The 15,371-nt window shown below is 58.0% G+C and carries 9 protein-coding genes; 5 read left to right on the top strand and 4 right to left on the bottom strand.

All coding sequences use genetic code 11. From position 1 onward, the window contains the following. Positions 1-35 precede the first annotated feature (35 nt). The 3 genes from AABB92_RS08585 to dld form a co-directional block, all read right to left on the bottom strand. Positions 36-2,687: a beta-N-acetylhexosaminidase gene (locus AABB92_RS08585; RefSeq protein ID WP_046288439.1), complete on the bottom strand. Its 2,652-nt coding sequence runs from the start codon at positions 2,685-2,687 to the stop codon at positions 36-38. Positions 2,688-2,738: 51 nt separating this feature from the next. After that, positions 2,739-4,106 carry a chitoporin ChiP gene (gene chiP / locus AABB92_RS08580; protein WP_046288543.1) on the bottom strand — a complete coding sequence of 456 codons (1,368 nt, stop codon included), beginning with the start codon at positions 4,104-4,106 and terminating at the stop codon, positions 2,739-2,741. Positions 4,107-4,459: 353 nt separating this feature from the next. Next, positions 4,460-6,163, bottom strand: coding sequence for a D-lactate dehydrogenase (gene dld / locus AABB92_RS08575; protein WP_031377409.1), 1,704 nt, complete (start codon positions 6,161-6,163; stop codon positions 4,460-4,462). Between the two features lie 156 nt (positions 6,164-6,319). Here dld and bglX point away from each other — a divergent pair, with 156 nt between their 5' ends. The 5 genes from bglX to idi all read left to right on the top strand — a co-directional run bounded on the left by bglX (position 6,320) and on the right by idi (position 13,648). Continuing rightward, a complete protein-coding gene (bglX, locus tag AABB92_RS08570) occupies positions 6,320-8,617 on the top strand; it encodes a beta-glucosidase BglX (protein ID WP_031377408.1) in 2,298 nt (765 codons plus the stop codon). 81 nt (positions 8,618-8,698) lie between these two features. Next, on the top strand, positions 8,699-9,574 hold the full coding sequence (locus AABB92_RS08565) for an oxygenase MpaB family protein (RefSeq protein WP_031377407.1): 876 nt from the start codon (positions 8,699-8,701) through the stop codon (positions 9,572-9,574). Between the two features lie 215 nt (positions 9,575-9,789). Continuing rightward, a complete protein-coding gene (locus AABB92_RS08560) occupies positions 9,790-10,899 on the top strand; it encodes a suppressor of fused domain protein (protein ID WP_046288438.1) in 1,110 nt (369 codons plus the stop codon). A gap of 177 nt (positions 10,900-11,076) precedes the next feature. After that, on the top strand, positions 11,077-12,972 hold the full coding sequence (locus AABB92_RS08555) for a methyl-accepting chemotaxis protein (protein ID WP_031377406.1): 1,896 nt from the start codon (positions 11,077-11,079) through the stop codon (positions 12,970-12,972). Positions 12,973-13,120: 148 nt separating this feature from the next. Beyond that, positions 13,121-13,648 (top strand): isopentenyl-diphosphate Delta-isomerase, encoded by a 528-nt coding sequence (gene idi / locus AABB92_RS08550; RefSeq protein WP_031377405.1) that lies wholly within the window; start codon positions 13,121-13,123, stop codon positions 13,646-13,648. 197 nt (positions 13,649-13,845) lie between these two features. On the opposite strand, the gene AABB92_RS08545 is transcribed toward idi, so the two are convergent. Beyond that, a complete protein-coding gene (locus AABB92_RS08545) occupies positions 13,846-15,321 on the bottom strand; it encodes an MFS transporter (RefSeq protein ID WP_046288437.1) in 1,476 nt (491 codons plus the stop codon). Between the last annotated feature and the right edge of the window lie 50 nt (positions 15,322-15,371).

Below are 15,371 nucleotides of genomic sequence, written 5' to 3'. Positions count from 1 at the left end.
GGCAGCAGGCTGACCGCTTCAACTACCACTGTGCCTTACAGCGTTTCAACCCGGCTGTGACGCTCGCCATCAGCACTCACCGAGCGGATCTGCACCGCACCGCTTACCGCCGGCGGTCGGATGGCATCATATCGCAGCCAGTGGCTGCCCTTATCGAGGCTGTACTCCAGCGTCACGCCCGGTAGCGCCACGTTCATCGTCAGCACGCCGTTGATAATTTTCGCACCAGGCTGCGGCAGGCGGTAGCCGATACCGGATTTATCCAGCTTCGCCAGCTCACGCTGTCCCAGCAGATTGGCGAAGCGTTGCCAGTCCTGCTGCAGTGCGTGCCGATCGACCAGACGGGTCTGGCCGCCGATAAATTCGCGTCCGGCCTGATAGTCCAGCTCCCAACTGGCGCGATGCCAGCTGCGTTCCGCCACGGCGAACAGGCGGGGATAAATCATATATTCCATCTGTGGGTCGGTGCGCACGGTTTCACTCCACAGCTGAGCCGAAATGCCATAGGCACCGCGCCACGGCTTATCCGATTTAGCCGTGAAATATTTACCGTCGCGATCGGTCGAGGTTTCGGCATTCTGCGGCAGGTTGTCCGGCGCGAAGGCAAATATTTTACGTTCATCGCTGAAGCGGGTGCCCCAGTAATAACCGCGCTCAAGTGGATTCACTTCGTACGGGAAATCCAGATAGAGGTAATCCGGGCTGGTGATCACCACATCGTAGCCTTTTTGCGCCCAGTCGCCGGCGCTGTCAAAACCGCCCCAGTAGAGGGTATCCCAGAAATTGACCGCCACTCGCGGCGTGGCGAAGGCGCGGGCGTTCTGCGCGTCTTTTAACCCATCCTGCCATGCCTGCATGTTGCCAATACCGTGCCGGTTAACCGTCTTGCTTACCGCCAGCGCGAAATAGCTCGGCAGGTGGGTCAGGTCGGTGACTTTGCCACTTTTCACCAGCGCCTGACAGACCTGCGATTTCGCCCACGGCTGATCTTCCTGTTGCCAGTCACGCAGGCCAGTGCCGGGCTTAGGGTGCTGGCGATCGGAATAGCCGGCACCAAAACGGATATTTTTCGCCTCATCACCGCCGAACTGCCAGCGGGTTAACGGCTGTCCCGCCTGACGGTGCATCGCCTGCATCTCCCCAATCACTTTGTCGACAAAGCGCAGAGAGCTATCAATGCACGGGTTGAGGTAGCTGGTACGATCGTAGAACTGTACCGAGGTGGTATTGGAATCGTCGGTCGGATCGCGCAGGCGATATGCGCTGGCCTGTTCGGGTTGCCCGGCGCGCATCAGCCGCTGATAGCGCGCCTCCATGGCAATTACTGCCGCGCGGGCGTGGGCCGGCATATCGATCTCCGGCATTACGGTGATATGGCGGGCCGCGGCATACTCCACAATCTCAATGTAGTCGGCGCGGCTGAAGTAACCGCTGCCGTTGTTGTCGCTAAACGGCCCGGAGCCGAGCTGCGGCAGCAGGCAGCGCTGCTCGCTGACATCATGGCAGCGCTGGCTGCCCACCCCGGTTAATTCCGGTAAGCCGGGGATTTCGATGCGCCAGCCCTCATCGTCGCTGAGATGAAAGTGGAAAACGTTCATCTTCCAGGCCGCCATCTGATCGAGCAACCGCAGCACCACCTGCTTACTGTGGAAATTACGCGCCACATCAAGGAAGGCGGCGCGATAGGCAAAACGCGGCGTATCCCGCGCTTCCAGCGTGGCGATCTGCGCTGTGCCGTCGGCGGGTACCAGCGACAGAATCGACATCAGGCCATAAAAAGCGCCCGCGGCATCGTAGCCCACCACTCGGGCACTGCGGCTGTTGATATTCAGCTGGTAGGCACCGGACTTCGCCAGTTTGCCACTGAAGTGGTCGGGCCGGATTTCGCTGGCGATCGCGTAGCCCGCTGCACTCTGTTTAACCCCCAGTCGTTCGAAGTGCTGGCTGACTACCTGGCGAGTGGCTGTGTTGAGCCCGTTAAGCGACAGCTTCACGCCGTGGCTGAGCGTGGCATCGTGCGGGTGAAGTTTGACTTCAAGCGGCGTCGGGCTGATCTGACCGCGCAACGCCGAGGCCGGCAGGGTGGCGATATCGCTGTTTTTATCAAAACGGCTGACCGGCTGCATCAGGATGTTCTGGTCGTCGGCGCTGCGTCGCCAGTTATCGCCGAAGGGCAGCACAAACTGACTCAGATCCTCACTGTCGGTGCTGGCAATAATTTTTGGCGTCGCTTCTCCGGCGGTCACATACCAGCGCGGCATCACATCGGTGATAAATAGCTGCCAGTACTCGTTAACGATTGGGATCGTCACCGATTCACCCGCGCCAATACCGGTGAACTTGTCGGTTGGCTCAAGGCGTGTCAGATCGCCAACAATGTGCGTCATCTTAAACTGGTCGTTATCTACCCGCAGCGTCTGGTGCACGTTGCTCATGGTGATTGCCCAGTTTTTGCTGGTCAGCGCCGGGCCATGATTGGTCAGGGTAATGGTGGCGCGGTTACAGGAAGACCAGTCGGCACCCAGTGCGGCGCAGTTTGTGCCATGCAGGGCAGCCAGATTATCGGTCACCTGATAAGTGACGCCGAACTGGCTGATTTGATTAACAATCTGCTGGTCGGACAGGCTGGCGTGACTGGCCAGAGCAACGCTCAGCAGGCTGAGCGCGAAAAAACGTGGGTTTACCATTTTCTTTATCCTTATGTCGGCAGAAGCGATAGCCGGGTCAGAGCCGCAAGGTCAGAACAGGGTGAAAGGCGCGATTACCATCAGCTTGATATCCTTCTCATCCTGAAAAATGTTGCCGTAGCCGCCGCTGTAACTGGGCAGATTGCTGTGATTGTCGTAGCGGGTGTAGTGCAGCTTAAACAGCGTATCTTTGGCGCGACCCTGCTGAATCTGGTAGATCAGATCGAGGTTCCAGGCTGATTCAGTCAGCCGCTGGCGCTGATCGAAGGCGGGTTGGCTGGAAGGCTTTGCATCCCAGCCCCAGACCCAGGAACCGCCCACTTTCCATCCCGCCAGCTGCCACGGCGTTAAATCGAGCAGGGCACCGGCAAAGATTGCTTTTTCACCGTTGGCGTTCCAGTCAGAGCGGGCATCCCACCAGATATCCAGGCGGCCATTGGAGCTGGCGTAGCCTGGGGTCATGCGCTGTAAGAAGAAGCCCTGATTGCCTTCTGCTTTGACCCAGCTGCCCTCGAGCCGCAAATCGACCGGACCGACGGTATAGCCGAAGGTGATCGCCTGTAACCAGGCGAGGCCGTCATAAACATCACTGGCATTACTCGCGCCGCCATGTTGTTTATCCTGCGCGCCGTAAAATTGATAACTGGTTCGCAGGTCGTTGCCAGTGAGTGGAATTGTCCACGACGCTTTAGCAAAATATTGATCGATATAGCCAGCTGACTGACCAAAAGCGCCTTCCAGCACCAGACTGTTTTTGAAATCATATTTAACGCCGAAAGAATGCAGGTAACGAATATCCGTTACGCCATCTGCCTGTCGGAAATGATATAAATCACGATACCAGGGGGCTTTATATTTATCGCTCCACAGATATGAAAACGATAATTCGCCCGCCTGGCCGAAATCATAAATGGCACCGGCTTCCGCGCCGCGATAGGTGCCGGGTAAAAAACTCCAGTGTGGCGCAACTAATGTCTGTCCGGCTGGCTGAATATAACCCGCCCGTAACCAGTAGTCCTGATATCGGGCTTTCAGCGCCGCTTTATACAGCGAGGCACCGCTGGTGTCGCCCTGCCAATCTTCATCCCAGCGATTACGTGCCCGGCTGAAGCCAATTTCATTCGGTGCGGCCGGGCCGCTGTGGGCCAGTTCGGCTGCACCGAACACGGCGAGATCGAGGCCCAGCCAGTCGGCGGCGTACCCTGACTGGAAGTCGAGATTAGCGTTAAGCGTAGTGTGGTGCAGGTTAGCCCGATATTCACCGTTGTGTTCACTGTTTGGGTCGATCTCTTTTCGATCACGCTGACGTTGCCAGTAAAAAAGATTACCGCCCAGTGAAGAATCGTCAATAAAACCAGCCGCCTTAACCGGGTGAAGCCATAAGGCGGATCCGGTACTGGCCAGAATAACTAATTGCATTAAAGCTAACGCGTAATTAAATTTTCGCATTGCGATTCCTTGCTGAATAGAGCGCCAGGGTGCGGGATGTCATAAATAAGTGCTGGAGCCAATCTATTTTTCGCGACGCGAATTATCAATCGGGCGATCGATCTTTTGTGAGAGATTGTGCAGAAAGAAATAATACGAAAATAAAGCAATTGCGACTTAATACTGATAATTAATTTTTATCGCTGTGAATGTTTTTTTAGCTAATAAAGATTGTTAATAAAGGTGCGGTGCAGAGGCGAAATGTATTTAAGCCAAAACAGACCATTAAAAAAGCCTGCTCAGCGTGGCAGGCCTGGGTCGCAGATGTGCTAGCGGGTGACAGCTTAAGGCTGTCTGACCGCCCAGCCTTTCAGTTTACTGGTTTTGCCGATGCCCGGATTGAAGCTGTTGGTGGGATCGAGTTGCCGGTAAAACGCCGCCAGTTGGGGTTTGGCCTGATAGAGGTGTCCGACGTTGTGCTCAGCCGGATATTCCGCACCGCGCGCCTGTAAAATCTCCAGCATCTGCGCCTTCAGCGCATGCGCGTCGACCCCTTTCCGGACGATGTAATCCTGATGGAACACGTGACAGAAGAAGTGGCCGTAGTAGAGACGATGGCTGAGCGAGGCTTTTATCGCCTCAGGCAGGGTTTCGAACCAGTCCGGATCGTTGCGGCGTAATGCGATATCCAGCGCCAGAATATCTTCCACTTCATCCGCGTGCACCGCGTGATAACGAACTGCCGCGCCCGCCGCGGCAAAGCGATGCAGAAAGGCGTGAGCCCCTTCTTTGCCTTCACACTCAAAGTATTCGCCGCCGCCTTCGCGGAAGTAATCGCGTAAATAGTTGCGGGCTTCCGCAACGCCATCGCCCGACATCTTCAGCATCAGATAGTGTTCATACTTGTCGCGATACTGCTTCATGCGTTTCGGCAGATGGGCCGGGAACAATCGGCTCAGACGCTGCAGCAGCCGGTCGCTGAAGTGCGGTTTAATAAACGACAGTTTGCTCAGCCAGGCGTCAACGCGGCCTTTAAGGGTGAAAAACAGCGGCATCTTGTCGGTGCCCAGCTTGTCGATCATCAGGAAGGTGTCTTTGCCGTAGACCTCAGCGATGTCATAGATGTCGCGGTGCATATATTCGCCCGCCACCGGCAGGTTGCTGAAGTGCGCCAGCATGTGGCGACGGATATCGCTCAGCACGCTCGGATCGTTGGTACCGATATAAAATACCTGCTGCTGAGGCTCGGTGGCAAAGGTGTCGAGACGTACGGCGAACACCGCCAGCTTCCCGGCACAGCCCGATGCCTCAAACAGGCGGCGGGCATCAGCGTTATAGCGGGCTGGCGTATCGGCATCGACTTCACGCACCCGGCTGGCGTAATCGTGATCGGAGGCGTGGCGACCGTCATGATGGACATCGGTTTGCTGCCAGCGATCGTCATCCAGCCGGCCGAGGATCTCTTCCGGCGACTGGCCTAAATCGATGCCAAGGTGGTTAACCAGCCGCAGTTTTCCCTGCGCATCAATCTGCGCGTACAGCGCCATTTCGCTGTAGGCCGGGCCGCGTTTGATCAACGATCCGCCGGAGTTATTACAAATCCCGCCCAGCACCGAGGCGCCAATGCACGACGATCCAATGACCGAATGCGGCTCGCGTCCCAGCGGCTTAAGCACTTTCTCCAGCTGATAGAGCGTGCTGCCCGGGAACGCCAGCACTTGCTTACCGTCATCGATTAACTGCAGCTTATCCAGCCGCAGGGTGCTGATGATCACCAGCGGGCGATCGTAATCATCGCCGTGCGGGGTAGAGCCTTCCGTCAGGCCGGTATTGGCCGCCTGCATCAGAATAATGGCATCGGCATTCACCAGCGTCTGCAGCACCCGCCACAGCTCCAGCAGGGTGGCAGGGAACACCACCGCCAGCGCGTCGCCTTCGCCGGAGCGAAAGCCTTTACGATAGCGGGCGGTCTGTTCAGGTTCGGTGAGCAGGTGAGCGGGGCCGACCAGGCGGCGTAGGTCAGAAAGCAGGGCAGAGGTCTGTTTCATGGGCAATTCCCTTGTCTTATCAGTGCGTCATTACTGTAGCACGTCAACTCACTGCAACGCAGTGTGACACCGGCAGGCTACCTGCTATTCTCTTCTTGTGGCACACTGCCGCCTGTTTATTCGATATTGCGCAGTTACTTAAGAGAACCCACCCTGATGAAATGGATTTACTCTGTTAGTCTCGCTGTCTCCCTCGCGATGCAACCGGCATTGGCTGAGACAGTGCCAGGTAACCACCCGATGACCGAACAGGCGCGGGATGCGTTCGTCAACGATCTGCTGACCAAAATGACGCTGGATGAGAAAATCGGCCAGCTGCGTTTAATCAGCGTCGGGCCTGATAATCCAAAAGAAGTCATCCGTGAGATGATCAAGAAAAGTCAGGTTGGCGCGATTTTCAATACCGTTACCCGTCAGGATATCCGCGCGATGCAGGATCAGGCGATGCAGCTCAGCCGGCTGAAAATTCCGCTGTTCTTCGCCTACGATGTGGTTCACGGGCAGCGCACTATTTTTCCGATCCCGCTCGGCCTGGCCGCCAGTTGGGATCTTGATGCGGTAAAAGAGGTGGGGCGGGTTTCCGCCTATGAAGCCGCCGACGACGGCCTCAACATGACCTGGGCGCCGATGGTGGACGTCAGCCGGGAACCGCGCTGGGGCCGTGGCTCAGAAGGCTTTGGTGAAGATACCTACCTGACCGGCGAAATGGGCCGCAGCATGGTGCAGTCGATGCAGGGCAAAAGCGCGGCTGACCGCTATAACATCATGACCAGCGTTAAACACTTCGCGCTGTATGGCGCAGTGGAAGGCGGACGCGATTACAACACAGTCGACATGAGTCCGCAGCGGATGTTCCAGGATTATCTGCCGCCCTATAAAGCCTCGCTGGATGCAGGCAGCGGCGGCGTGATGGTGGCGCTGAATTCAATCAATGGAGTACCGGCCACGGCGGATAGCTGGCTGCTGAAAGATTTGCTGCGCGATAAGTGGAAATTCAAAGGCATCACCATCAGCGATCACGGTGCCATTAAAGAACTGATTAAGCATGGTGTTGCCAGCGATCCACAGGATGCGGTGCGTATTGCGCTGAAGTCGGGCGTCGATATGAGCATGAGCGACGAATATTACAGCAAATATCTGCCCGATCTGGTGAAGAGCGGTGCGGTCAGCATGGCGGAGATCGACGATGCGGCGCGTCACGTCCTCAATGTCAAATATGACATGGGGCTGTTTAACGATCCGTACAGCCATCTGGGGCCGAAAGAGAGCGATCCGCAGGATACCAACGCCGAAAGTCGCCTGCATCGGGCCGAAGCGCGCGATGTCGCACGCAAAAGTATGGTGCTGCTGAAAAACCGGCTGGAGACCTTGCCGCTGAAGAAGTCGGGCACCATTGCCCTGATTGGCCCGCTGGCGGACAGTCAGCGCGATATCATGGGCAGCTGGTCGGCGGCCGGCGTAGCGAAGCAGTCCATTTCGCTGCTGCAGGGAATGCGCAATGCCACAGCCGGCAAAGCGACGCTGCTGTATGAAAAAGGTGCCAACATCACCGATAGCAAAGGCATTCAGGATTTCCTCAACCTGTATGAGCAGGCGGTGTCGGTCGATCCGCGTTCGCCGCAGCAGCTGATTGATGATGCGGTGGCCAAAGCGAAGCAGGCAGATGTGGTGGTTGCGGCGGTTGGTGAAGCGCAGGGCATGGCGCATGAAGCCTCCAGCCGCAGCGACCTGGTGATCCCGGCCAGCCAGCAGAAGCTGTTAGCCGCGCTGAAGGCTACCGGCAAACCGCTGGTGATTGTGCTGATGAATGGCCGTCCGCTGGCGCTGGTGAATGAAGACCGGATGGCCGATGCGATGCTGGAAACCTGGTTCAGCGGCACCGAAGGCGGCAATGCTATCGCTGACGTGCTGTTCGGAGATTACAATCCGTCGGGCAAGCTGCCGGTCTCCTTCCCGCGTTCAGTCGGTCAGATTCCGATCTACTACAACCATCTGCCGACCGGCCGTCCGTATAACCCGGAGAAGCCGAACAAATACACCTCGCACTATTACGATGCGGCTAACGGCCCACTCTATCCATTTGGCTATGGCCTGAGCTATACCACTTTCACCGTGTCGCCGGTAAAAATGTCCTCATCGACCATGCCGCGTAACGGCAGCATTGAAGCCAGCGTCACGGTGACCAACAGCGGCAAGCGCGACGGTGCAACGGTGGTGCAGCTGTATCTGAACGATCCGGTTGCCTCCATCAGCCGGCCGGTTCAGGAGCTGCGCGGCTTTAAGCGCATCATGCTGAAAGCGGGCGAGTCGCAGACCGTGACCTTTAAGATTGATGTCGATGCGCTGAAGTTCTGGAACCAGCAGATGCAGCAGGTGGCAGAACCGGGTAAATTCAATGTGATGATCGGGCTGGATTCCGTTCGTACCCAGCACGCACAGTTCGACTATTTATAACCGTCCCTCTTTGCTTCCTGAGGGAGATGCGGCGCGCCAGAGGTTACGGCGCGCCGCATTCTTTCTGTTATCAGAGCCATCATGATTAATCTGCGTGACCGCATCCAGCAACAGGTGTTTCGTCTTAACGGCCTGTCGCTGAATGAATTCGACATTTCTCAGCCGCCTGGCGATCCCGGTCTGTTTGGCCCGGACAGCATCATCTGGCAGGTACACGGTGATTTTACCTCAATGATGTGCGGCGGCATCAGTGCGCTGCTGCTACAGATGCTGCACCCGGCTGCGCTGGCTGGCGTCTGGGATCACTCTAACTTTCGTCAGGATATGATGGGTCGCCTGCGGCGCACCAGCCAGTTCATTGCGGTCACCACCTTTGGTAACACCCAGGATGCACATACGCTGATTGAGCGGGTGAAGCGTATTCACCTTAAAGTCAGCGGCGTCGACAGCGCTGGCAAACCTTATGCCGCCAGCGATCCACATCTGCTGACCTGGGTACACGTGGCGGAAACCAGCCGTTTTCTGGCTGCCCATCTGCGCTATAAAAATCCGCGCCTCAGTCGCGCCGATCAGGATCGCTATTATCAGGAAGCCGCGCTGATCGCCGAAGCGCTGGGAGCGGAACGGGTACCCAAAAGTGTCGTCGATGTTGCGGATTACCTGCAACAGATGCGTTCGGAGCTGCGTTTTGATCAGCGCACGGCGGAAGTGACGCGCCTGCTGATGAACGCGCCCGCCCCAAGCTGGCAGGCCAGACCGGTAATGAAAGTGATGCTGAAGTCAGGCTTTGGCCTGATGCCGGACTGGGCGCAGGCGATGTCGGGCCGTGAAATCGGCCGCTGGCAGCAGGCGGTGATCGATCAGCAGATCGCGGCGATTGCCGTCGGTTTACGCTGGTCGATTCAGCGCGGTGCCTGGTATCGGGCGATGGTCAGGATGGGCCGCCATCCGGTCTGATGACTGCCCGATTCGCGCCGGTGCGCTTTCATTTTCAGTCGGCTAAACGCAGCGTATCCGCCTCTGCGGCCGCCCCCCTCCCGCCCGAATCTGACTCCGCCATACTCGACTCGATGACGCACTTTGAGACTATTACCCTTGTCTCAGATGGCGGCAGTCACGATCCTGCTCTATTCTCGGGGAAAATGGATTCCTCCAGGCTTTGTCGAGGCACTATGACGTACAAATCCCTGATTGCTGAAGTCCACAATCAGCAACGCACCCTGACCGCGATTGTTGAGCAGGATGCGCGCACCGCCTATTTTTACATCTGGCCGACCGATCTGTTTCGCAGCCAGTACGCGGTGCGCGGCTGTTGGTTACGTAATCTGCTGCCGGCACCGGCACAGGAAGATCGTGAAGCGATGGAGCAGGGCATAGCGCCGCTGCTCAGCGCCGAATATTGCCGTAATCTGGAAGCCGAGCCGGAACTCGATCCGGCTGGCCTGCAGGTGCTGTGGGAGCCGAGTGATGATGGCGCGGCCTTGTGGTATTACGGCCAGTTGCTGGCGGTGATCCCAGGCTGGAGTCTTTATCAGGATAAGCAGGTCAGCTTCTCTGCCGGCTGCATCAAAAAAAACCGACTGACGGCGCCGCTCGGATCGGCTTCCACCAATGATTATTACGCCCGCGCCGAGCAGCAGCGTCAGTTCTGGCGTGAATGGCACGACGGCAGTGAGTGGGATAAGGTGCAGCAGGATTTAATGGCCTGCTATCAGGCCCGCTTTGGCGAGTCGGTGAAATATTACGCCATCGATCAGGGCAGCTGGCCACCGATGGCGATTTCCCAGCACTGGCACCAGGGCGTCTGGTACTTCCTGACGCTCGGCATGAGCATCCGGCCGATGCCGCAGGTCGATTATCTGTTTGATGAGCTGGCGCCGCAGTATCGCCGTATCGAACTGGGCATGGCGGTTGACGGTGAAGTAATGACTGAAGGCAATGCGGTGCAGATGGCCAGCGCGCTGGCGGAGTTTGTGCATCTGCCGTGGGCGCGCCTCACCTGGCTGGGGGAAGGGCACACCCTGGCGTCAGAAGTGGCACCGGTCGGCTTTGACAGCTTTTTACTGGCGGGTGAACTGGCCAGCGAGAGCGCGCAGTTCAAACTGCCGAAGCGCGACGGCGATCGACCCACGCTGCTGTGGACTACCCCGATTACCGAGGCGGAGCGCCAGTTCGCCCAGGCTGATGAGCACGGCGGACAACAGCTGCGCGAGCGGCTGACGGCAGACGGCAATAACCATATTTTCCGGCCGCGTCAGCAGGTGGTGGATTCGCCGGAGTAGTGCCCGACCCGGTCGCTTCCGGCCGCCTGGCGACGACACGTCGCCAGGCGTAATACTAAATTCTCAGGCTAATCAGCCATTTTTCAAATCTGTGATCCTGCTCATCTCAAGTTCCGCTGGGCCGCGCCGTTAACCCGGATAAGGCAATCGCGCCACACCAGGTCCAGGGGAACAAAGATGTTAAAAACAACACAGTCCCGCTTCACTGCAACACTCATCGCTTTCTTCGTTGCACTCCTGTTGATCACCGTCTGGGTGATCAACCAGTTTGTCGCTCCACAGTTGATTGACAGCGAAAGCCGCCTGGTTCGCTATCAGGTTGATTCCCTGGCGTCCGGCATCGTTGAACAGATGAACCGGGTTCAGGCGCAGCAGCGCGCTATCACCGAGGCCGCGTCTGTGATGGATAGCGCCACCATCGACACCTTACTGCCGACGCTGGTGAACCAGTATCAGGACAGTAACGTGTTTGGCGGCGGCATCTGGCCACTGCCGAATCGTCGCGATCCGGCAAAAGAGAAAAACAGCAGCTTCTTTGCCCGCAACGCCAGCAACGAACTGCAGGTCAACACCTACTGGAACTCCGATGCGGCTGACAAATACTGGGAGCAGTCCTGGTACAAAGATGGCATGGCAGCAGAGAAAGGGCAGTGCGCCTGGGCCAAAGCTTACCAGGATGCAGCCAGTCCGCAGCCGCGCACCAACTGCGCCATGGCGATCTATCGCGACGGGACCGTCTGGGGCGTTGCGACCATTGACGTCACGCTCGGCTTCTTTAACCAGCTGGCAAAACAGATGGGCGAGGCGATTCACGGTAACGTGCTGATCGTAGAAGCCGACGGCAAAGTGGTCGGTAACGGTGCGCTGGTGAACGCGGCACCGAAACTGGAAAACCTGGCCGACGTGCCGTTGCCGATGGCCGCGCCGCTGAAATCGCTGCTGAGTGGCATCGGTAATCAGCCGCTGGAGACCACCTTTGACAGCAACGACGGTGAGCAGACGCTGTTAGTGCAGGCGATCCCGGGCAGCCCGTGGTATCTCGCCAGTAGCCTGCCGACCAGCCTGCTGAAAGCGCAGTCTCACAATATGCTGACCCGTCTGGGCCTGGTGCAGATCCCGCTGGCGGTGATCCTGCTGCTGGTGCTGCTCGGTTTTGTGCGTGCCATGATGAAACGCCTCAGCGTGCTCAACAGCAATATCGAAGCCCTGTCGACCGGCGGTGCGGATCTGACTCAACGTCTGCCGGCCAGCAACAGCCCGGAATTTAACGCGGTGGCGCAAAGCTTCAACCAGTTTATCAGCTACCTGCAGGGGCTGATGCAGCAGGTCGGCGACAGCGCGCTGGCGATTACCGCTGCCTCGCGTGAGATTGCCAGCGGCAACGCCAACCTCTCGTCACGTACTGAAGATCAGGCCAGTTCGATTGTCGAAACTGCGGCCTCGATGGAGCAGCTGACCGGCACGGTGCGCCAGAATGCTGACAACGCCACGCACGCTAACCAGCTGGCCGGCGATGCGTCACAGGTGGCGGCGCGCGGGACGGAAGTGGTACGTCAGGTAGTGACCACCATGGGCGAGATCCATCACTCCTCGCGTAAAGTGGTCGATATCATCAGCGTGATCGACAGCATCGCCTTCCAGACCAATATCCTGGCGCTTAACGCCGCGGTGGAAGCGGCGCGGGCCGGTGAGCAAGGGCGCGGGTTTGCCGTGGTGGCGTCGGAAGTGCGTAACCTGGCACAGCGCTCGGCTAACTCAGCGCGTGAGATCAAAAAATTGATCGAAGAGTCGGTGTCGAACATTGATGCCGGTAGCGCGCTGGTGGAACAGGCGGGACAAACCATGGATGAGCTGATGCAGGGCGTCAGCAGCGTCACCACACTGATGAGCGAAATCATGTCGGCCAGCCGCGAACAGAGCATGGGGATTGAGCAGGTTAACGTCGCGATCACCCAGCTTGACGGCACCACTCAGCAGAACGCCGTGCTGGTGGAGCAGGTATCAGCTGCGGCACAGGCGATGGAAGTACAAAGCACTCAGCTGGAACGGGTGGTGCAGAGCTTCAGATTGTAATCCCTCCTCAGGCCAGCCTTGCTGGCCTGATTTTCTTCCCGCCTCATCCGCCTATCCCAGACTGGCTGCTGTTAAAAATTCCGCGTTGTGACCGCCCAAACTGGCAATCTTGTGCCAGAATAGTTGGGAATAATCTCAAGGAAACGCCATGTCTGCTATTGAAGTTATCCTCGTTGACCACCTCGATCGTCCCACCGGCAAAATGGAAAAGCTGGAAGTGCATGAAAAAGGATTACTGCACCGCGCGGTGACGGTCTACGTCTTCAATTCCCGGCAGGAGCTGCTGTTACAGCGGCGCGCCAGCGATAAATATCACTGTGGTGGTTTGTGGAGTAACACCTGCTGCGGTCATCCTTATCCCCATGAATCAACCCAGGATGCCGCTGAACGGCGTCTGCGTGAAGAGATGGGAATGGAGGTCAGCCTGACGCCGATGTTTGAGCTGAGCTACAACCTGCCGCTGAGTAATGGCCTGACCGAACACGAATATGGTCACGTCTTCTTTGCGGTTTGTGATCGCCTGCCACAGCTTAATCCGCAGGAGGCTGACGCTTTTGATTACCGTTCACTGGCGACCATTGAACAACAGATGCGCCAGCAGCCGCAGCAGTTCACGCCGTGGTTTTTGCATACTTTTCCGCGCATTCCGGCCCATCTCGACGCGTTTCCGGCATAAAAAAACCGCACGCTAAGGTGCGGTTCGGGTCGTCGATAACGCGATGGCTCAGGCAGCATACCTCCTTCGCAAAATCGCTGTTTCAGGCAGGCTCAGCACGGGCCATGCACGGCCCGCGCTGCTTTGCTAGCGACGTACGCTCCCCTCGCTTTATCTTCCGCAGCCGTTATCGCTACATCCTGAGAAGCTATTCAGGATCAACGCGGCAGCTCAAAATCCTCGGCATCCACATCATAACCTGACGGTTCCCAGCGGATCGCCAGTAAGGCCAGCAGGCCCGCCAGCGGGGCCAGAAAAATGACCCAGAACACCCCGGTCCCCAGCGCCGCGACCAGCACCGGAAACAGGAACAGCGACAGGGTCGAACTGCCACGCATCAGCGTCTGGTTAAAGCCAACCCCCACGCCACGCAGCGAGGTCGGATAGCTGAGTGAGGCAAAAGTCATGGTATGCGAGCCGGGACCGAAGCCCTGACCAAACAGGAACAGCGCCAGCATACCAATCGCCAGGGCCGCTTCCTGACCGCCGTCCGGGCGTCCAATCAGCGCCAGCCCGAGCAGTGCCACGCACTGACAGGCATAACCGGCCACCGACATCTTCCATGCTCCGAGACGCGGCACCAGCCGTACCGCCAGAACGCCGCCGACAAACGCAAACAGCAGATTCAGCGCCAGCGACACCAGAATGGTGGTCAGCATCGACTGGGCAAAGAAGCTGGAGATAATCACCGGCAGGCCAAACGCCACGGCGTTATAGGCAAACGAGGAGGCGATGGAGGTGATGGTCGCCAGCACGGTGCGGCGTCGATAGACACCCTGCAACAGCGCGCCGTAGTTACGCCAGCTGGCTGGTCGCGCCGGTCGGACGGGCGTCAGCGCCGCATCCGGTGCCACCTGGGCGTTGATATTCCACGCGCTGCGTAAGATTGAGGCGGCCGCCTGCAGATCGCCCTGATTAGCGGCCCACACCGGCGACTCGCTCATGTAACGACTGCGAATGGCGATGATGATGATGGCCGGTACCGCGCCAAAGCCAAGGATCAGCCGCCAGAGCCAGTCGGTATGGCTTTCCGGCAACACCGCGTAGAGCAGCAGCACCAGCAGATAAGAGATGCTGATCGCTGCGTACCAGGTCGGGCACCACATCGCCACGCTGGCCGCTTTATTGCCTTTACCGCGCAGCTTCGAAAACTCTGCCAGGAAGGCCATCGCCACCGGCAGATCGATGCCGACGCCGAGCCCCATCACGAAACGCGCTCCGCCTAACACATATTCGTTTGGCGCAAACGCACAGGCGATTGCCGCCACCACGAAAAAAAACATATCGGCCATGAAAACCCGATAACGGCCAATTTTATCGGTCAGGTATCCGCCGATCAGCGCGCCGATGATCGCCCCGAAGGTGATGGACGAGGCGATCATCCCGGTGCCGGTCGGGGTCAGATTAAATTCGCGCGCCACGTCTTTGATACCAAACGCCAGCGCGCCGAGATCGTAGGCGTCGAGAAATACCCCACCGAGCGCGATAGCGACCACAATGCGCGCGTTATTACGGGCGCTGTCGCCGCTGTTCACCAGGCGGGAGACATCCGCCGCGCTGCGGATCCACTGCGTTTCGCCGCTCGGCGCACTCCCTGTTGTGGCCACATGGGCTGAAGAGATCAGGTCGGTCATGATGTTGTGAGTCTTTTATTATAAAAACAGGCCATCGAGAATAGCCGTTT

This window comes from Pantoea brenneri (assembly GCF_038594305.1).
Classification (GTDB): domain Bacteria; phylum Pseudomonadota; class Gammaproteobacteria; order Enterobacterales; family Enterobacteriaceae; genus Pantoea; species Pantoea brenneri.
Note: the sequence above shows the minus strand (reverse complement) of the source record. Positions and strands in the feature narration are given on the sequence as shown.

Excerpts from the sequence above, each read along its gene's own strand:
- AABB92_RS08560 (WP_046288438.1), top strand. The coding sequence starts at position 9,790 with ATGACGTACAAATCCCTGATTGCTGAAGTCCACAATCAGCAACGCACC.
- chiP (WP_046288543.1), bottom strand. The coding sequence starts at position 4,106 with ATGCAATTAGTTATTCTGGCCAGTACCGGATCCGCCTTATGGCTTCAC.
- bglX (WP_031377408.1), top strand. The coding sequence starts at position 6,320 with ATGAAATGGATTTACTCTGTTAGTCTCGCTGTCTCCCTCGCGATGCAA.
- AABB92_RS08585 (WP_046288439.1), bottom strand. The coding sequence starts at position 2,687 with ATGGTAAACCCACGTTTTTTCGCGCTCAGCCTGCTGAGCGTTGCTCTG.
- AABB92_RS08545 (WP_046288437.1), bottom strand. The coding sequence starts at position 15,321 with ATGACCGACCTGATCTCTTCAGCCCATGTGGCCACAACAGGGAGTGCG.
- AABB92_RS08555 (WP_031377406.1), top strand. The coding sequence starts at position 11,077 with ATGTTAAAAACAACACAGTCCCGCTTCACTGCAACACTCATCGCTTTC.
- idi (WP_031377405.1), top strand. The coding sequence starts at position 13,121 with ATGTCTGCTATTGAAGTTATCCTCGTTGACCACCTCGATCGTCCCACC.
- dld (WP_031377409.1), bottom strand. The coding sequence starts at position 6,163 with ATGAAACAGACCTCTGCCCTGCTTTCTGACCTACGCCGCCTGGTCGGC.
- AABB92_RS08565 (WP_031377407.1), top strand. The coding sequence starts at position 8,699 with ATGATTAATCTGCGTGACCGCATCCAGCAACAGGTGTTTCGTCTTAAC.